This window comes from Streptomyces sp. SM11, from assembly GCF_002910905.1.
GTDB lineage: Bacteria > Actinomycetota > Actinomycetes > Streptomycetales > Streptomycetaceae > Streptomyces.
In genome coordinates, this window is record NZ_NEUE01000252.1 from 13,529 (window position 1) to 31,231 (window position 17,703).

Annotated in this window: 14 protein-coding genes and 2 pseudogenes; 7 read left to right on the forward strand and 9 right to left on the reverse strand. The window is 71.5% G+C overall.

Translation table 11 applies throughout. The annotated features are described in order from the left end of the window. Window positions 1-23 precede the first annotated feature (23 nt). The 3 genes and pseudogenes from B9S58_RS39485 (at window position 24) to B9S58_RS40320 (ending at window position 5,089) form a co-directional block, all read left to right on the forward strand. Window positions 24-2,036, forward strand: a complete 2,013-nt coding sequence (locus B9S58_RS39485; protein WP_258045095.1) for an ATP-binding protein — start codon at window positions 24-26, stop codon at window positions 2,034-2,036. A gap of 336 nt (window positions 2,037-2,372) precedes the next feature. Beyond that, window positions 2,373-4,082, forward strand: a pseudogene (locus tag B9S58_RS27045) (TIGR02677 family protein); the annotation flags it as partial. Continuing rightward, window positions 4,076-5,089 carry a DUF2399 domain-containing protein gene (locus B9S58_RS40320; protein ID WP_374935712.1) on the forward strand — a complete coding sequence of 338 codons (1,014 nt, stop codon included), beginning with the start codon at window positions 4,076-4,078 and terminating at the stop codon, window positions 5,087-5,089. The pseudogene B9S58_RS27045 and the gene B9S58_RS40320, both read left to right, overlap by 7 nt. 308 nt (window positions 5,090-5,397) lie before the next feature. Here B9S58_RS40320 and B9S58_RS27060 read toward each other — a convergent pair whose 3' ends face one another. The 5 genes from B9S58_RS27060 to B9S58_RS27080 form a co-directional block, all read right to left on the reverse strand. Then, window positions 5,398-6,225: a tyrosinase family protein gene (locus B9S58_RS27060; protein ID WP_103534640.1), complete on the reverse strand. Its 828-nt coding sequence runs from the start codon at window positions 6,223-6,225 to the stop codon at window positions 5,398-5,400. 16 nt (window positions 6,226-6,241) lie between these two features. Further along, window positions 6,242-6,634: a tyrosinase cofactor gene (locus tag B9S58_RS27065; RefSeq protein ID WP_103534641.1), complete on the reverse strand. Its 393-nt coding sequence runs from the start codon at window positions 6,632-6,634 to the stop codon at window positions 6,242-6,244. A 329-nt stretch (window positions 6,635-6,963) separates the two neighbouring features. Beyond that, window positions 6,964-7,260: a hypothetical protein gene (locus tag B9S58_RS27070; protein ID WP_103534642.1), complete on the reverse strand. Its 297-nt coding sequence runs from the start codon at window positions 7,258-7,260 to the stop codon at window positions 6,964-6,966. Window positions 7,261-7,288: 28 nt separating this feature from the next. Continuing rightward, window positions 7,289-7,945 (reverse strand): response regulator transcription factor, encoded by a 657-nt coding sequence (locus B9S58_RS27075; protein WP_181009475.1) that lies wholly within the window; start codon window positions 7,943-7,945, stop codon window positions 7,289-7,291. Then, the gene (locus B9S58_RS27080) at window positions 7,942-10,311 is read right to left on the reverse strand and encodes a sensor histidine kinase (protein WP_103534643.1); all 2,370 of its coding nucleotides are present in this window, start codon (window positions 10,309-10,311) and stop codon (window positions 7,942-7,944) included. The genes B9S58_RS27075 and B9S58_RS27080 overlap by 4 nt, the downstream gene beginning before the upstream one ends. Window positions 10,312-10,441: 130 nt before the next feature. Here B9S58_RS27080 and B9S58_RS27085 point away from each other — a divergent pair, with 130 nt between their 5' ends. Beyond that, complete coding sequence (locus B9S58_RS27085) at window positions 10,442-11,314, forward strand: triacylglycerol lipase (RefSeq protein ID WP_258045083.1); 873 nt, start codon at window positions 10,442-10,444, stop codon at window positions 11,312-11,314. A gap of 460 nt (window positions 11,315-11,774) precedes the next feature. Continuing rightward, on the forward strand, window positions 11,775-12,599 hold the full coding sequence (locus B9S58_RS27090; RefSeq protein ID WP_103534644.1) for an SGNH/GDSL hydrolase family protein: 825 nt from the start codon (window positions 11,775-11,777) through the stop codon (window positions 12,597-12,599). Here the strand turns inward: B9S58_RS27090 and B9S58_RS38215 are convergent. The 3 genes and pseudogenes from B9S58_RS38215 to B9S58_RS27100 all read right to left on the reverse strand — a co-directional run. Further along, window positions 12,560-12,703: a hypothetical protein gene (locus B9S58_RS38215; protein ID WP_181009476.1), complete on the reverse strand. Its 144-nt coding sequence runs from the start codon at window positions 12,701-12,703 to the stop codon at window positions 12,560-12,562. The two genes, B9S58_RS27090 and B9S58_RS38215, sit on opposite strands and share 40 nt — an antisense overlap. A gap of 54 nt (window positions 12,704-12,757) precedes the next feature. Beyond that, on the reverse strand, window positions 12,758-13,138 hold the full coding sequence (locus B9S58_RS27095) for a nuclear transport factor 2 family protein (protein ID WP_103534709.1): 381 nt from the start codon (window positions 13,136-13,138) through the stop codon (window positions 12,758-12,760). Between the two features lie 150 nt (window positions 13,139-13,288). Beyond that, a pseudogene (locus tag B9S58_RS27100) lies at window positions 13,289-13,555 on the reverse strand (class I SAM-dependent methyltransferase); the annotation flags it as partial. A gap of 272 nt (window positions 13,556-13,827) precedes the next feature. Between B9S58_RS27100 and B9S58_RS27105 the strand changes: the two are divergent. Continuing rightward, complete coding sequence (locus B9S58_RS27105; protein ID WP_103534645.1) at window positions 13,828-15,645, forward strand: prolyl oligopeptidase family serine peptidase; 1,818 nt, start codon at window positions 13,828-13,830, stop codon at window positions 15,643-15,645. Window positions 15,646-15,730: 85 nt separating this feature from the next. Then, complete coding sequence (locus B9S58_RS27110) at window positions 15,731-16,579, forward strand: SURF1 family protein (protein ID WP_103534646.1); 849 nt, start codon at window positions 15,731-15,733, stop codon at window positions 16,577-16,579. On the opposite strand, the gene B9S58_RS27115 is transcribed toward B9S58_RS27110, so the two are convergent. Further along, window positions 16,549-17,679 (reverse strand): hypothetical protein, encoded by a 1,131-nt coding sequence (locus B9S58_RS27115; protein ID WP_103534711.1) that lies wholly within the window; start codon window positions 17,677-17,679, stop codon window positions 16,549-16,551. The two genes, B9S58_RS27110 and B9S58_RS27115, sit on opposite strands and share 31 nt — an antisense overlap. Window positions 17,680-17,703 lie beyond the last annotated feature (24 nt).

The following is a 17,703-nucleotide window of genomic DNA, read 5'->3' on the forward strand; positions in this document are numbered from 1 at the left end:
AGACCGCGGTGCTCCGGTCCGCCATGACCCGCCGCCTGACCGTGGCCACCGGGCCGCCCGGCACCGGCAAGAGCCAGTTGGTCGCCGATCTCGTGGCCACGGCGATCGCGGCGGGCCAGACCGTACTGGTCGCGTCCACCAACAACGATGCCGTGGACGAGGTCTGGCGCCGCTGCGACGCGCTGGTGCCCGGCAGCGTCGTACGCACCGGTTCGGCGCGGAAGAACGGCACCGGCAAGAGCAACGCGGAGCACGAGGCCGCCGCGCTGCACGCGCTGCGCACCGGCCCGGAGCCGTCCACCACCGTGGCCACGGCGTCGATGGCCGCCACGCTGGCCACCGAACGTCTGGCGGACGTACGGCAGGGGCTGGCCCACGTCGCGGAGGCCGAGCTGCGGCTTCGCCGGGCGGGCGAAGCCCGCGCCCACCACGCGGAACAGCTGGGGACCGTCGCCGCCGTACTCCCGGACCTGCTCGGTGGTCCACCCCGGCCGAGCGAGCTGGCGGACACAGCGCGCCGGCTCTCCCGCGCACGCTTCCTCGGATCGTGGCGCCGATCCCGTTTCCTGCGCAAGGCCGGTCTGGAGGCGTACACCGGTGACCCCGCCGCGGGCTGCCTCGCGCTCGCCGGCTTCGCCGCGGCCGAGGCGCAGTGGCGTGACGGGCGCGAGCACGCGGCCACCGTCGACGACACGGAGCTCTCGCGCACCCTGCGCGCAGCGGAGAGCGCCGTGCGGGACGCTTCACGCACGCTCCTCGCCACCAAGGTCCAAGCCGCGGCCTGGTCCGGACGCCGCCGCATCCTGGACCTGTTGGCGGCCCGGGACGGCAAGCGCAGCGACTGGCCGCAGATGCGGAGGGTCCTGGGCCGCTCGGACGGCTCCACGGATGCGCCCGCGGTGGCCGGATGGGCTGTCACCAGTCTTTCCGCCCGGCGGTTCCCGCTGGGCCCGGCCCTGTTCGATCTCGTCGTCATCGACGAGGCCAGCCAGTGCGCCATCCCCCAGGTCCTGCCGCTGCTGTTCCGCGCGCGGCGCGCCCTGGTCATCGGCGACCCCATGCAGCTCACGCACATCACGAAGACCAGCCCGCACCGCGAGGCTCTCATCCGGCGCGGGAACGGGTTGCGGTCCGACTGGCTGGAAAGGCACCACCTCGCCTACCGGCGCCACTCCGCCTTCCACGCGGCCGAGCAGTCCGCGGGCGGCACCTTGCTCCTCGACGAGCACTTCCGCTGTCATCCGCACATCGCCGCGATCTCCAACGAGTTCTTCTACGACGGCGGGCTGACCGTTCTCACCGACACCCGTGGCCGACCCGCTCTGGAGCACCGCTCAGCCGTCATCTGGACGGATGTGACCGGGCGCGCCGCCCGCCCTCCGTTCGGTGGCTCCTGGGTCAACGAGGACGAGATCCGCAAAGTGCTCGCCAGCGTCACGTACCTGCTGGACCAGCTGCCGCCCGAGGCCACCGTCGGCGTCGTCACGCCCTTCGCGCCTCAGGCCGAAGCGCTGCGCAAGCGGCTGCGGCCGTATGACGAGGAGCGTCTGCGCATCGGTACGGTGCACACCTTCCAGGGCGGCGAACGCGACGTCATGGTGTTCTCCCTCGTCGCCGGCGAAGGCATGCATCCGGGCGCCGTCGAGTGGGTCGGCGGACAGCTGAACCTGTGGAACGTCGCCATCACCCGGGCACGCGGTCACCTCATCGTGGTGGGGGGACAAGGAGCTCTGGCGAAAGCGGGGAGGCGTGGGCGCCGCACTGCTGGAGGCCGCGGAGCGGGACGGCGTACCCCCGGGTGGCGGAGACGAGGACGTGCTGCTCAAGCGCCTGTACCAGACCCTCTCCCGCGCGGCGGACGCCACGGTCACGCTGGGCGAGACCGTGCACGGGCATGCCGCGGACGCCGTGGTGCGTGGCGCCGGCGGGGCGGCTCCCCAAGCCGTGCTTCTCGATCGAGGAGTGGAGGAGGACGGCGACGCGGCACGCCACCTCCGGCTCATGCTGCACCGCCGGATGCTGCTGGGCGGTGGTGACGGTGAAGCCGAAGCGGCGCGTTGGCCGGCCTGGCGGCTGTACGACACCGACGAGCAGCGAGGGTGACTTCTGCCCCAGCGAAGCCGACCCGCTCCGGACGCCCCGGATCCAGCGTGCCCGAAGCCGATGCGCCGGTTGCCCGGAGGCCAGATCCGGCCACTCAGCATCGCCTGTCGGACCCTCCACGTAACCTCGCAGCCATGGAGGAACCCGCATCCGGCACACCGCCGGAACCCTGCGACGCGCCCTCGGCACCCGACGCCGACGAGACGCGCCGTCGCCTCGACGCGTACGCGTACCTCAGCGCGCCGGAGCGGCTGGAGTACCTCGCGATCATGCGGGTCTTCTGCGGCACGCTCCTGGCCGATCTGGCCGTCCCGGACGTGATGGCGAAGCTGCTTGAGGGCGGCGGGCCCGCCGCCGGACTCGACGCCGACCCCCTCACGGCGCGGCTGGAACAGCTGGTGAAGTGGGGGAACCTGCTGCGGGGCAGCCATACCGTCACGGCATCCAGCATCACGGAGTACCAGCGTTCGCGGGCCCGCTACCAGCTGTCGCGGCTGGGCGAGCGCGTCCAGCGGAACGCCGACGGGGTGCTGGCCGACGCCGACGCCGCCCGCGAGGTGAGCAACGAACTGCTGGCCCTGGTCGAGCGGGGGCTGCGGGAGCTGGCCGAGCTGGTCGCCGAGCCGGGCGGCATGGCTCCGCAGGACGGGCTGGAGCGGATCAGCACGCTGTTCGTGCAGTTCACCGGGTTCGCGGACTCCGTCCGGGACTTCTACGCCTATCTCGGCCAGGTGCTCTCCCGGTACGACCTGGACAGCGGCGAGTACCAGGGCTTCAAGGAACTCCTCCTGGACTACGTCGAGGCGATCACGGAGGACGTGTCCTTCCGCGCCCCCCGCATCTCGGCAGTCCTGGACGCGCTCTGGCCCCGCCTTCCGGGCCTGCTGGAGCAACTGGACGCCCACGCGCAGGGGCTCGCCGGGCTGCCGGTGCGGAGCGAGAGCCGTACGGAAACCCGCGTACAGCGCAGCCGGGGTCGCGAGCTCGCGGACTGGGAGGGGCTGCGGGGCTGGTTCAGGGACACCGACGGGCAGGGCAGCCAGGTCGACCAGCTGCGCGACGCCACCCTGCGGGCCCTTCAGTCGCTGCTGGCCAACGCCAAGCGGATGCTGCGCTCGGCCACCGGCGAGATGTCGCGGCGCCGGGACCTGTTGCGGCTGGCCCGGTGGTTCGACGAGGCCGCGCCGCAGGACGCGCACGACATCGCCGTCGCCGCCTTCGGGCTGTACGGCGCCCGCCACCTGGGCGTACCGCCCGCCTCCGACGAGGTGGTGCCCGCCTACACCAGCTGGTGGACCGGCCCGGTGGTCGAGGTGTCGGTCGCACTGCGCGAGAGGGGCAGCCGCGCCCAGCGGGGCCGGACAGCATCGGTGGAGGACCATTCCGCGCAGAAGGAACGGCTGCGGGAGGCGGCGCGTCAGCGGGCCGCTGACAGAAGCGCCGCGGCGGACGAGCTGTGCAGCGCGTCCGCCCGTTTCGACGGCGTACGGCTCACTTCGGCGGCGCTCGGCCTGCTCCTGGAACTGCTGGCCACGGCGCTCGGGAACGCGCAGCTCAGGCGGCACGCCGAGGCGGACGGCCGGGAGGAACGGGGCTTCGGGCTGGACGCGGCGTGGAGCGAGGACGCCGATCTGGGCATCCGGCTCACCGTGCACCGCACGGCGGGAGCGCACACTTCTCCGCTCGGCCGACGGGGATCTGCTGCTGGACGACCTGGAGCTGGTGGTCCACAGGACGGCCGTCCCGGCGGACGGAGCGGAGCCGACCGGGAGCGAGGCGCTTCCCACGCAGCCGCACAGTGCGCCCACCGACGGTACGGAGGAGGTGAGCGTGTCATGACGCTTCCCTCCGCCCACGACGTGGCCCTGGCCACCGAACGCCGCACCGCGGCGAGGCTGTTGCTCGCCCACCCGCTGGTCACATCGGACGGCCCGCACGCCGACCTCTTTCCGCTGGTCCGCAGGCACGCCGACTGGCTGCGCGGCCGGTTCCAGCAAGTGCTCGGCTACCGGCTCCTGGTCGACAGCTCCTACGCCCGGCGCGGCAGCGTGTCTGGGCCTCGCTCGCCTCATCCCTCGACGCGTCGCCACTGGCCGGGCTGGAGTGGACGGGGCAGTGGTCGGATGTGCTGCGCCGCACCGGCGTCCCGAAAGGCGTGACGCCCGAAGCAGCGGTACGGACGCTTCAGCAGGCAGTCCAGGTACTCGGCGAGCTGCTCGACCCGGAACGTACCGACGCGCGGGGCCGCGGCGAGCTGGCCGCATCGGCGACGGGTTCGGCGCACGGGCTGGACGACGGTTCCTGGCTCGCCCGCCTCGTCCAGCGCGGCATCGCCCTGGCCCACGGCACGGACCTTCCCGGCGACGCGGCCGGCCGGCGGGCACTGTGGCGGCTGGTCTCGGTCACACCGGACGAGGTCTCCAGCACCGTGCTGACGTACGGCCTCCGGCCCCACGGCGAGGACTGGCGCGCGAGGTCACTGCGGGAGCGGGCCGATCACCGTGCGGAGACCCACCTGACATCCCGGGACCTGCTCGACGCGCGGCTTCACCTGCCCGCCGGAACCACCGTCCACATCTGTGAGAATCCACGTGTGGTGGAGGCCGCAGCGGAGGCAGGCTGTTCGCACCCCCTGATCTGTACCTCCGGCAGCGCAGCGACCGTGGTCCTCACCCTTCTGGACGTTCTCGCAGCCGCGGACTGCCACTTCGCCTACCACGGCGACTTCGACTGGCCGGGCATCGCTCTGGCGAACCGGATCGTGCGCCGTTACGGAACCCGGCCTTGGCGCATGGGCGCCGACGACTACGAGCACCTGGCCACTCGCAACCAGGCCGGGGGAATCCCCCAGCTGCCGCTGGCCGGGCAGCCCATCAGCGCCATCTGGGACGCGGGGCTCGCCCCTGCCATGACAGCACTCGGGGTGGCGCTCCATGAGGAGGCGACGTTTGACCTGCTGGTGGACGATCTGTCGGGCGCCCCGTAGGGGAGCCGGAGTGGCCGGCCCGGCCCGGTCCCGCTCGCCCTGCCGATTCCTGGGGCCGTTCGGAGCCGACCGCGGAATCCGGCGCCCGGGGCGCCGGCCGGCGCAACGAGAATCCCTGGGACTGGCCGGTGGGGGCCGCCAACGATCCTTGGCGAGAACGTCCGTCAGCCGCCCGCCGGCCGGCCGGCGTGGCGTCCGGCGCGGGCAACCGCGGACTCCGCGGTCCGGCGTCGCCGGTCCCGCTGCGGGAGCAGCTTGGCTGTCGCCGGTTGCCAGGGGCGGAAGCGGTTCCGCGGCGGCCTGCGCGCTCAGGCCGCCGTGTCGTAGGTGTAGTGCGGGGTGTGGTCGAGCATGTCGGCCGGCGTCACGTCGTTCCACGGGCGCATGGTGTCGCGCAGAGCCACCACGTCGGTGGTGCCCGTGGCCGGGAGGTAGGGCGAGTTCGGGTGGCGCGCCTGCCAGTCGGCCCACAGCTTGTCGATGTACGCGTGGTGCAGCCAGAACACCGGGTCGTTGGGTGAGACTCCGGTGGCCATCTGGCCGCCGACCCACACATGTACCCGGTTGTGCAGATTGACGCCGCGCCAGCCCTCGACATGGTTGCGGAAGCCGTTCGACGCGCTGTTCCACGGCGCGGTGTCGTACGTGCTCATGGCGAGCACGGAGTCGACCTCGGCCCGGGTCGGCAGCTGCCGGCCACTGGCTCCGAGGTCGCGGCGGAGATAGTCGCGGCCGTCCACACGTACGGTGACGGGCCAGCTGCCCGCGGCCGACGCGAACGGTCCGGTCATCACTTGGCCGTCTCTGCTCCGCCCGGTGCCGCCAAGGAAGTCGTCCGCCCAGAGCGAGGACGCGACGGTGCGGTCGGCGGCCCAGTCCCAGTACGGCAGCGCCACGGACGCGTCCACGGACTGTAGTGCCCGCTCGAACTGTATGAGGAATCTACGGTGCCACGGCAGGAACGACGGCGAACGGTGGCCGACCCGCTCACCGTTGTCCGTGTCGCTCATGATGAAGGCGTTGTGCGTGGTGACGAACGTGTCGTAGCGGCCGCTGCGCTTGAGCTCCAGCAGGGCGTCGACGAAACGCTTCTTCTCGGTGGCGGTGAGGTTCGCCTGGTTCTTGCGTACGGTCATGGCTGGCGCTCCGGATTCAGGCGAGGGCGAGAGGGACGAGGGTGGCGCCCTGAAGCTCCACGACGGCGGCGCGGGCCACGGCGAGCGGGGTGGCGAAGGTCTCGTAGTGGTTGACGACGCTGATCCAGGTGCCGTCCGCGTTGCGCATCACATGCAGCTCATCGCCGTCGATGTGCACCTGGTAGCCGCTGCCGTGGTCGTGGTGTCCGCCGTGGTGGGAGGGTGCTCCCTGTATGCGGCGGCCCCGGTGCACCTCGTCGAAGGCGGCGGGTTCGGCGGCTGCTGCCCGAGGCGCGGAGGTGGCGGAGGTGTCGGAAGGGCCGGCGGCGCTGGCCACCCCGGCGACGGCGAGTCCGGCGAGGGCGCCGGCGGAGGCGCCCAGCGCGTGCCGACGGGTGATTCTGGACATGGGTGTTCCCCCAGGTGTGACGGTGGTCGATGAGCGGTCCGATGGTCGGGCGGACCGCTGCAGCCATGCCTACAGGGAGGGACGCGGCGGGAGAAAGTGGTTGGCCGCGATGCGGACATGTCGGCTTACCTGGTGGAGAGTTGAACAAAGTTGATCTTGCGGTGCGGCGGGCCGCGGGGGGCGGTCCGCGTAAATCTTGCACCTGATGTGCCCATCGCGTGAAGGATCTCCGGCGGAGGAGGAAGAGTTGTGCGCGTCCTCACACGTGAAACCTGTCCGAAATCGATGCGCGCGCTCGGCGGGCCTTGACCTCGAATCCTGGGCACGGGTCATGCGGCTGGTGCCGGCGTAGTCGGTGTGCAGGTGGAAGTCACGAGGTCCGCGCGCAGGTGACCGGCGATCGCCCGGCCGGCCGGACGGCGCGATGCGAGGTCGATGACGGTCGCGGGACAGCAGAACCTCCCGCCGTCGACGGGCAGGCAGGCGTTGTCGCCGACGTACTTCGTGTCCGGCCTCCGGGCGCTCCACCACCGTGCCGCCTCGTACGAACCCGAGGCCGTGGCCTCCACCGCACGTACGTGCGTCGGCCCGGCGACGCGACCGTGGTGGTTGAGGACGTCGGGCACATGTACGGAACTCCGGTGAGCGCCGGGCTCAGAGATCGTCCACGTCGACGAGCCCGTCCTGGACAGCCCGGGCCACCAGGCTCGCCTTGGTCCGCGCGGGGCGGCCGACGTTCGCGTACTTGATCCGCACCCGGTCCAGATACGAGTTGACCGTCCGTACGGAGATGCCGAGACGCTGCGCGACCAACTCCTTCGACTCCGACTGGAACCACTCGATGAGCACGTCCTCCTCGCGCGTGGAGAGCTGCGGGCGGTCGGCGCGGGCGTTCGCGCCCAGCGCGCCGGCCAGCGCGGGCGGCATGTAGGGCCGCTCATCGGCTGCTGCCAGTGTCGCCTCGACCAGGTGCTCCTGGCCCTCGTTCTTGGTCAGGAAGGTCGCGGCTCCGAGGTCGAGGCAGGTGAGCGCGGTCTTCTCGTCGTCCCGCATCGAGTAGACGACCACCTGCCGCCCGGCGTCGACAAGTCCCCGGAGGCTGCTGAAGGCCGGGCCGGATTCGCCCAGTTGAAGGTCCAGGACGACCACGTCGGCCGTATTGCCCGGAGCGTTCCAGGCTTCCCGTACGGTGGCCCCCGCCGCGACCACGGTGATGCGCCGCGGTGACGCGCTGAACCACATCTCCACGCCCGTGAGGATGGCGGGATGATCGTCGATGACGACCACGCTGACCGGTGTGTCGTTACTCATGGCAGGTCAACTCCTGATGACGCCGATCTGCTCCAACTCGCTTCTGCCCACGTACTTTCACCGCGCCTAGTTCTTACCACGGATACCTTCGCGTCAGTGGCGCGGCCGTGCGACGGGGCAGCCGCTCCCACGGGGCGGTCGTCGGCGCAGTCCACCCCCACGACGCTGACCCGGACGGCGCGGGGGGTCCACACGACCGTCACCCGCGCGGCCGAGCGGGTACGGCCCAGCGTCACCGCCACCGGGTCGATCAGCTCCCTGCGTACCTCCACAGGCACCTCCCCCGACTGGCCGCGCACGGCCAGGCTCACCGACACTCCCTGGTGTTCGGCCACCTCGACGCATGCCCGCAACTCGTTCAGCAACGGGTCGGAGACGGCATCGCCCTCGGCGAACAGGCGGCGCATACGGGCGCCCTCGACGCCGCACCGCAGCCTGACCTCCTCGTCGTGCGGACTCAGTACGCCGTGGCCGAGGCCCACCAGCAGGGGCACTGTCGTTGCCGTCAGCGCACGGTAGCGCTCCTTGTGATCACTCTGCAGATGCTCGTGGATACGTTCCCGGGTGCGCAGTTCCTCCTCCCGCGCGGCCGCCGACCCCGCTGCCGGGGCCGTGCCGTGGAACAGCTGCGTCATCAGGACACCGACGGAGAGCTGGAGTCCACAGCTGCCTATCGTGGCGATCCCCAGGACGGCTGACTCGGCCGCGGTCGGCGCCCAGGACCAGGCCACAGCGCTCGCGTTGATCCCTATGTGCGCTCCGAGGAAAGCCGCGTACACCCTGACCCGCAGGTCTGCCAGCAGGAACAACGCATGCCAGCCGACCACTCCGAACGCCCAGTCCGCCGCACCCGTCGACTGCTCCGGCGGGAGCGTGTACGCGCTCACCGCCGAAACGGCCAGCACCGAACCCAGGCTCCACCCGCGCACCCCCGGCGGGATCCGCCTACCACGCAGCAGATGGGCACCCCCGATCACCGCGACGGCGACGAGGCAGACGAAGGCGGCCGTCTGCGCCCACGCGGGGTGGTACACGTCCTGGTGGGCCACGAGTCGGCGCAGCGAGATGGTGAACTGCCACACCAGGCTGATCAGCAGCACGACCAGCTGGGAACCGTAAAGGAGCTGTCCGCGGATGAAGCGGACCGCGGCCGTGTGCTGCGCTCGGGCGCGGGGCTGGCACGGTACTCCCGTGGCCTGCGCCCCGTCCCCTGCCTGGGGCACCCGGCCCCGGTCGTGCCAGCGCCACCGCACGCGGGCCCCGGCCCCCGGACGCGAGGTGATGGAAGCAGTGCCTCCGGCCGCGCGCATCCTGCCGATGATGGAACCGGAGATGCCCCGGCGCCGTGCCGGAACGGATTCCGGGTCGAAGCCCTCTCCCGCGTCCGACAGTTCGACGACGACGACGTTCCCCTCTCTCCACGCTCGCAGTTCCGCTTCCCGCACCCCGGCATGGCGTGCCACATTGGTGACGGCCTCCCGGACGCCGCTGAATATCGCGAGCCCCGGGCCGGAAGGAATCGCGAGCGGGCCTTCGATGTGCGTCGTGAGCCGCACCCTGGCTTCTCCCTCGCCCTCGGGCACACAGCCGAGAAGCGCCGCGAGGTCGACGCTCCCTGTCTCGAATCCGGGCATGGCGGACAGTGCTTCCAGATCCTGCCTGGCACGTGGAGGCAGCCACGACCAGTCCCTGCTGTCGCCCTGGGAGACCATCAGCAGTGTCGCGCTCGCCGTGTCGTGCAAGGTCGCCAGGTACTCGCGCTCGGTAGCCCGCCGCGCCGCGGCGACATCGGCCTCCCGGCGCAGGGCCGCCCGCACCGCGGCTGACCGGTCAGCCGCCCTGGCCCGTGCCCGGACGATGAGGTAAGCCGCCCTCGACAGGCCCACCTGGACCACCATGCGCAACAGGGACACCACATCGGGGTCCTGCGCAGGCGAGGAGAGGAGGTCACCCAGCACGCAGGCGACAGCTCCCGCCCCGGCCAGGGCAGCCCCGGCCACCGGACGCGTCGCCCACTCGAACTGGAAAGCGACGACGCTGATGCCGACGGCCACCTCCACCATCGCATTCGCGCCCTCACCACCGAGGACCGGCTGAGACAGCCCCATCAACATCACCACTGCCGCGTCCAAGGTCCAGAGCAGGGCGAGCGGGAGCGGACGGCGCAGCGACCAGAGACGCACACCGCAGGCGAGGACGGCCGGCACCAGCAGCGACAGGGCCCAGGACACCTTCGCGGCATCCGCCTGGACGAGGCCCAGCGCACCGCACAGACAGACCACGGTGGACCGGAGCCACACCCCGTACCGCTCGACGGTGCGGTCGACCAGTCGCTCGCTGTTCCCCTCGTTCCCCCCAAGCCGCATGGGGGCGAGATTAGTTGACGGGCGAACGAGCGTGACCGAATGCGGGGTGAACAACCGGCACACCCCGCGACCGGGCCGGGCTAATGTGCCCGTCGAGAACACACTCAAAGACGGGGAAACGGGAAATTTCATGCAGAAAACTCAGAGACGGCTCACGCTGCTTCTCGCCGCAGCGCTGGCGACTGTCCTCACCATGCTCACCGTCGCGCCGGCCAGCGCGGCGGGCAAGCCGGCCCGGTCGAACGGGAAGAGCAACCGGGTCATCTTCGTTCACGGGCACTCCCCGTTCGGCAAGCATGACTGCGCCAAGGTCTTCAGCACCGCCCGCAAGCATTTCACCAACAACGGGTGGAAGGGAAACCTGCTCACCTTCGGCTACTACTCGAAGAACAAGAACTGCTCGTACAACGCCGGCGGCAGCCGTGACACGTCCATCAAGGATGTGGCCAAGAAATTCGCGAACTACGTCTCCAAGCACTACACGAAGAAGAACAAGAAGGTCGACGTCGTAGCCCACTCCATGGGAGGCCTCGTCGTCCGTGCCGCTCTGCACTACACCCATAAGCGCACCCCGGGATTCCCGACGAAGCTCTACATCGAGGACGTCGTGACGCTCGGCACCCCGCACGCCGGGATCACGAAGAGCAGGGTGACCCTCTGCGGAAACGCCCGGCAGTGCAAGGACATGAAGCCGGGCAGCAGCTTCCTCAAGGGCCTCCCGAGCAAGATGCCGAGCACCACCAGGAACGGCAACATGAGCACCGACTGGACCACCGTCTCCTCGTACGACGACGGAACCGTCACCGAGACTTCCGGCATCGCCGGCACCGCGGACCACGAAGTCCAGTACAACGCCGGAATCAACCACGGTGAACTCATCACCACCAGCTCCGGAAATCACAACGGCAGGATCAAGTACTCCACGAAGTGGACCAAGTGGCACAAGCGCATCTCGCCCGTGGGCCAGGCACGCCTGGCGGTGTACTGGCACGCCACGACCTGATATCCACGGAGACGCGGAGAAGCGAAGGGTGCGGTCGCCCCGTCGAGGGCGGCCGCACCTTCGATGCGGATCCGGGATTCCGGCTCCAACAGCCGCGTCATCTCCTCGCCCAACGGCACTCCGGGAACGGGACGTCCCCCCGCGCACTCCTCTCGCTCCCGGCGCACTACGGGAGTTGAGCCGACCGGATGAACTTTCCGGCGCGCCGGGCGCCGGGCAGGGCCCTGCCGCACCACGAATCACACCCGAACGAGCCCGCCTGGACGCACCGAATTCTCACTGACTCGGCGGAAACAGCACAGAGTTGAGGGTTTACCTGCGCGCGGAGCACGGCCCACCGAACGGGCATTCGGTCATACCAGACGACTTTCCGTACGGGCATTACCGGCGGGTGCCACGAACTGCTAGAAACTGCTTCGCTCCTCCCCCCATCCCCCCACGCCTCGAAGGACCGGCAACCATGTCAGTACGAAGAATTCGGGCATCCGTGTCCGCTCTCGCGCTCGCCGCCGTGGCCGTACTCGGCATCGCCGGACCGGCTTCCGCGGCCGGCTCGGCCGACTCCACCGCCGCGGGCGGCTATGTCGCGCTCGGCGACTCCTACTCCTCGGGCGTCGGCGCCGGAAGCTACCTTCCCGACAGCGGCATCTGCCGGCGCAGCACCAACGCCTACCCGCATCTGTGGCAGGCCGCGAACTCCCCCGCCTCGTTCGACTTCGTCGCCTGCTCGGGGGCGACCACCTCGTCCGTGGCGAGCGGCCAGCTCGGTGTGCTCAGCTCGTCCACCTCACTGGTAAGCGTCACCGCCGGAGGCAATGACGTCGGGTTCGCCGACGTCATGCAGGACTGCGTGCTGTCGAGCGAGGCCACCTGCATCAACAGCGTGAACAACGCCATCGCGCGGATGAACAACTCCCTTCCCGGAAGCCTGGATTCGCTCTACGACACCATCCGGGCCCGCGCCCCGCAGGCCCAGGTCGTGGTCCTCGGCTACCCCCGCTTCTACCAGCTGTCCGGCAGCTGCGTCGCCGGGCTCACCGAGGCCGAACGGTCAGCGATCAACAACGCGGCGGACGTGCTGAACGACGTCCTGGCCAAGCGGTCCGCAGACGCCGGATTCACCTTCTCCGGCGTGGTGGACGAATTCACCGGACACGAGCTGTGCTCGGGCGACGCCTGGCTCCACGGCGTCACGTTCCCGATCCACGACTCGTACCACCCCAAGGCAGCGGGGCAGTCGGGCGGCTATCTGCCCGCCTTCCGCTCCGCGGTGCAGAACACGTAGGCCACGTAGGCCACGTAGGCCACGTAGGCCACGTAGGCCACGTAGGCCACGTAGGCCACGTAGGCCACGTAGGCCACGTAGGCCACGTAGGCCACGTAGGCCACGTAGGAAAGCATGCGGGAGCGGCGGTTCACCGGGCGACCGGTGGGCCGCCGCTCTCAGTAGCGCTCGACCAGGTGCTCGCGGCCGGCCGGAGGCTCGTACGACTCGGGCCAGAAGTCCGTCACCCCGGTGATCAGCCCCTGCTCGTCGAACGTGAAGAAGTGAATGGCGTCCAACTCCTGCGACGGCTGCCCCGGCTGCTCCCCCGTCACGGTGAACCCGGTCCGGGCCGCGGCCTGCCGGCCCTCCGCGTCGGCGACGATCCGCTCGACCCGGACGTGCCAGTCGCCCGGATACTCCTGGTTGAACCGGAGATACCGCTCCTTGCCGCGGATCCGCTCCCGCGTCTGCGGCAGGTCGTACACCACGCCCTCGGCGAGGGTCGACCCGAACGCGCTCCAGTCGCGCGCCTCGGCCGCCGTCCAGTACGCCTCCACCGCCCCGCGCAGCGCGGCCGTCGTCGTCCCGGGCGTGGTGCTGGAAGTCGTCCCGGGCGTGGCTCCGCCCGCCGTTCCGCCTGTCATGTCGGTCATGGAAACGAGTGTGGCCCCCAGCACTGACAATCGGCCGGAGAAGCCGTGCGAGGCGGCCGCGACGAACGACGCCCGGTCCGGGCCCAGCTCCAGCGTTCCGGCCAGCCCCCGGGCGGTCTCGACGGCGGGTTCGGGGAAGTCGAGGCCCACCACCCTGTGCGGCGCCGCGCCGCGCCCAGGAAAGGGTGTCCACACCGGTATGGCACTGGCGGTGCAGCAGGGTCCTCCCGGTGACGTCGCCGACCTCAGCCGGTTCGAAGGCGCGCGCTCGCCCCAGCGCGCGCGGTTGGCGTCACGGCAGCCGTCCGGAGTCGGGGAGTACGTGGCCGGAAAGCCGCCCGAGGCTCGGGAGGGTCACGAGTGGCTATTCGGCGCCCTCCGGCCCCGTGGGGGCGACGGGCGCGGAATTACCTTGTTTCTCTCGGACCAGGGATTCAATACAGCGATTCGAACCGGGATTTCGAACCGGGCTTTAGATCCGGGCTTTCGAACCAGGAGTGCGGACCGGTTTCGGACCGGCATTGCGGACCGCCAGAAGGAAGGGTTTCCGAATCCCGTCACGGGCCGGCCGCGGGATCGGGTTGGATAGGAGCATGACGACTGATGCAGCAGCTGTGCCCGACTGGGAGATGCGGTTCCGTGCGCCTCGTGTCTCGCTGCCCGACTGGGCCGAGGACGCCCCCGACCGCGCGCTGTTCGTCTCGAACGCCACCGGGACCTACGAGCTGTACGCGTGGGACCGGGCGAGCGGGCGGCAGCGCCAGGTCACCGACCGGCCGAACGGCACGACGGACGGGGTGCTGACACCGGACGGCGAAGCGATCTGGTGGTTCAGCGACACCGACGGCGACGAGTTCGGGGTGTGGATGCGCCAGCCGTTCGACGGCGGGGAGGACGAGCCGGCCGCCCCGGGCCTCGCGCCCTCCTACCCGGCGGGCCTGGCCATCGGACGGGACGGTTCGGCGGTGATCGGCCGCTCGACCGACGAGGACGGCACGACGGTCCACCTGGTGCGGAAGCCGGGCGGCGAGCCCGTGGAGATCTACCGGCACCGGGAGTCCGCGGGGGTCGGGGACCTCTCCCACGACGGGACCCTGATCGCGCTGGAGCACACCGAGCACGGCGACGCGATGCACTCCGCGCTGCGCGTGGTGCGCCCGGACGGCTCCACGGTGGCCGAGCTGGACGACACCGAGGGCGGCACGAAGGAGCTGGGGCTCGCCGTGCTGGGCTTCGCGCCGGTGGCCGGGGACTCCCGGCTGCTCGTCGGGCATCAGCGCCGGGGCCGCTGGGAGCCGATGATCTGGGACCCGGTCTCGGGCACGGAGACCGCGCTGCCGGTCGACCTGCCGGGCGATGTGGGGGCCGAGTGGTATCCGGACGGCTCCGCGCTGCTCATCGAGCACGGCTTCGAGGCCCGCAGCGAACTGTGGCGGTACGAGCCGGGGGCCCCGGAGCCCGTGCGCGTGGAGACCCCCGCCGGCACGGTGTCGGGCGCCACGGCCCGCCCGGACGGCACGGTGGAGTATCTGTGGTCCTCGGCCGCGCAGCCGCCCGTGGTGCGGTCGACGAGCGGCGCGGTGGTCCTGGACCCGCCCGGGGCGAAGGCCCCGCCGTCGGTGCCCGTCGAGGACGCGTGGGTGGAGGGGCCGGGCGGCCGGATCCACGCCCTCGTGCAGAAGCCCGCCACCGGCGAAGGGCCCTTCCCCACGATCTTCGAGATCCACGGCGGGCCGACCTGGCACGACAGTGACGCGTTCGCCTCCGGACCCGCCGCCTGGGTGGACCACGGCTTCGCGGTCGTCCGGGTCAACTACCGGGGCTCGACCGGCTACGGCCGCGCCTGGACGGACGCGCTGAAGCACCGGGTCGGTCTGATCGAGCTGGAGGACATCGCGGCCGTGCGGGACTGGTCGGTGGCGTCCGGGCTCGCGGACCCGGCCCGCATGGTCCTGGCCGGCGGTTCGTGGGGTGGCTATCTGACCCTGCTCGGCCTCGGCACCCAGCCCGACTCCTGGGCGCTGGGGCTGGCGGCCGTGCCCGTCGCGGACTACGTCACGGCGTACCACGACGAGATGGAGGCCCTGAAGGCGATGGACCGCACGCTGCTGGGCGGCACGCCGGAGGAGGTTCCCGAGCGCTTCGAGGCCTCGTCCCCGCTGAGTTACGTCGACGCGGTGCGCGCGCCCCTCTACATCTCGGCGGGCGTCAACGATCCACGCTGCCCCATCCGTCAGGTGGAGAACTACGTGGACCGGCTCGCGGCGCGCGGCGCGGTCCACGAGGTGTACCGGTACGACGCCGGGCACGGCTCCCTCGTGGTGGAGGAGCGGATCAAGCAGGTGCGGCTGGAGTTGGAGTTCGCCCTGAAGCACCTGGGAGAAGGCGCGGTGGCCGGTTCGGCGGGGTGAACCCGGGCCGCGGGCGGGCGTGAGGGCCGGATGAATCACGGACCCCGCTCCGGGAGCCCGGGGCGGGCAACCGTACCTTTGAGGGGTGTACCGGTTCCTGCTGACCCCGCGATGGTGGGGGATCAACCTCTTCGTCGTGCTGGCCATCCCGTTCTGCGTGTTCATGGGCACCTGGCAGCTCGGCCGCTTCGAGGACCGTGTGCAGTCGCACGAACAGGCGGAGAAGCAGCCCGATCCCAGCACGCGGGCCGCGAAACCCCTGGACGAGCTGCTGCCCGTCGACAAGGTGACGTCCGGCCGCCCGGCCGTCGCCACCGGCACGTACGCCGACCAGTTCCTGGTGCCCGGCCGTGAACTGGACGACCGGCAGGGCTTCTACGTCCTGAGTCTGCTGCGTATGGACAGCGGCAAGGCCCTGCCGGTGGTACGGGGCTGGCTGCCCGGTTCCGCGAGCGACGCCCGGGTGCCCGCGGCGCCGGGGGGCGAGGTCACGGTGACCGGCGACCTCCAGGCCTCCGAGAACGCCCACAGCGACGGGGTCGACGCCCGGGGCGGACTCCCCGGGGGCCAGGTCGGCATGATCAGCGCCGCGACCCTGGTGAACCTCGTCCCGTACGACGTGTACGACGCCTGGGTGACGCTTCCCGAGGCCGGGGCGGGCGCTACGGGCGGGGCGATGAAGCCCGTGCCCGCGGCGGCCCCGCAGGGCAGCGGCCTCGATCTGAAGGCCTTCCAGAACCTCGGGTACACGGGCGAGTGGTTCGTCTTCGCCGGCTTCGTGCTCTTCATGTGGTTCCGACTGGTGCGCCGCGAGGCCGAGGCCGTGCGCGACATCGCATTCGGCCTCGTCCCGGAAGACGAGCAGGACCCGTCCTCGCCGCAGGACGGGTCGTCCTCGCCGGACTACGACGTGGCGAGTACGCCCGTGCGGTAGACCGTGCCCGAGCAGGCGTTGGGGATCTTCGTCTCCGCGGTGGGCGCTCCCGCCTCCGGGGTGTGCGTCACCGCGACGCTGCCCTCCGCCCTGCCCCCGTCCTCGCGCAGCGACTGCGCCTCGACGCCGGACTGATCGGTGCCCTCGCCGACCGATCCGCCGACGCCGTCCGCCGACGGGGTCGGGCTCGGTGACGGGCCCACGGCCGGACAACTGTCGGCCGGCACCCAGGCGAACCGCACCTCGTACGCCATGGCCGGCTTCAGCAGCACCGTGCCCGGCTCCTGCGAGGGGTCCGGCAGCCCGGGGGCCGCGTCGCCCGCGGCGTGCTGGACGACGCCGATCTTGAGCGGGTCGGCCGCGCCGATGGCGGTGACGCCCACCGTGCCGTTGCTGCTGACCGTGCAGACCTTGCCGGACACGTTGGCGATCTTGAAGCTGCCGTAGACCGTGCCGTCGGTCCCCGGCGCGTCGGTGCCCGCGGAGGCGACGCCGAGCTGGCTCGGGTCGCAGACCGGCAGGGCCGCGAAACCCGGGCTGGGGGAGGCGGTCTCCTCGCCCGTCACCGCGCCGTCGGGGTCACCGCCCTCGCCTTCGGTCGGGCTGGGGTCCGGGGCGGCCTCGCCGACGCCGCCCTCCCTCTCGCGCTCGGTGGGCTCCACGATCCGCGGTCCGGGCTCCTCCGGGCCGCTGTCGTCCCCGTTGCCGCCCTGGACCTGTTCGCCGTGCCCGGCGATGGCGGGGCGGGCGGTGGACGGGCCGTCCGAGGCCGCGACATGGACGAAGGCGGGGACGGCGGTGCCGATCAGCAGGGCCGCGGCGGCCGCCCCGACGACGGCCTGCCGTCGCCTGGCCCGGCGGGCGGGGACGGCGCGGTGGAGATGTTCGAGGGTCCCCTCGGAGGGAGCGAGCTCGCACACCGCACCCCGCAGCATGCTGCGCAGGGCCACCTCGTCCAGCTCGTCGGGTTCCTCGCCGGCCTCGTACTCCACCAGCACGGGCCGCGCGGGTTCCGGGGTCTCCCCCGGTCCGGGCCCCGCGCTCCCGCCGTACGGGCGGTCCGGACCGGTGTGCGGAGTCTCCTCCGGCCCGTGGTTCACCATTCCTTTTCCCGTCGGGTCATT

Coding starts and splice junctions, on each gene's coding strand:
- B9S58_RS39485 (WP_258045095.1), top strand. CDS start 24: ATGACCCGCCGCCTGACCGTGGCCACCGGGCCGCCCGGCACCGGCAAG.
- B9S58_RS27060 (WP_103534640.1), bottom strand. CDS start 6,225: ATGACCGTACGCAAGAACCAGGCGAACCTCACCGCCACCGAGAAGAAG.
- B9S58_RS27065 (WP_103534641.1), bottom strand. CDS start 6,634: ATGTCCAGAATCACCCGTCGGCACGCGCTGGGCGCCTCCGCCGGCGCC.
- B9S58_RS27075 (WP_181009475.1), bottom strand. CDS start 7,945: ATGAGTAACGACACACCGGTCAGCGTGGTCGTCATCGACGATCATCCC.
- B9S58_RS27080 (WP_103534643.1), bottom strand. CDS start 10,311: ATGCGGCTTGGGGGGAACGAGGGGAACAGCGAGCGACTGGTCGACCGC.
- B9S58_RS27085 (WP_258045083.1), top strand. CDS start 10,442: ATGCAGAAAACTCAGAGACGGCTCACGCTGCTTCTCGCCGCAGCGCTG.
- B9S58_RS27090 (WP_103534644.1), top strand. CDS start 11,775: ATGTCAGTACGAAGAATTCGGGCATCCGTGTCCGCTCTCGCGCTCGCC.
- B9S58_RS27105 (WP_103534645.1), top strand. CDS start 13,828: ATGACGACTGATGCAGCAGCTGTGCCCGACTGGGAGATGCGGTTCCGT.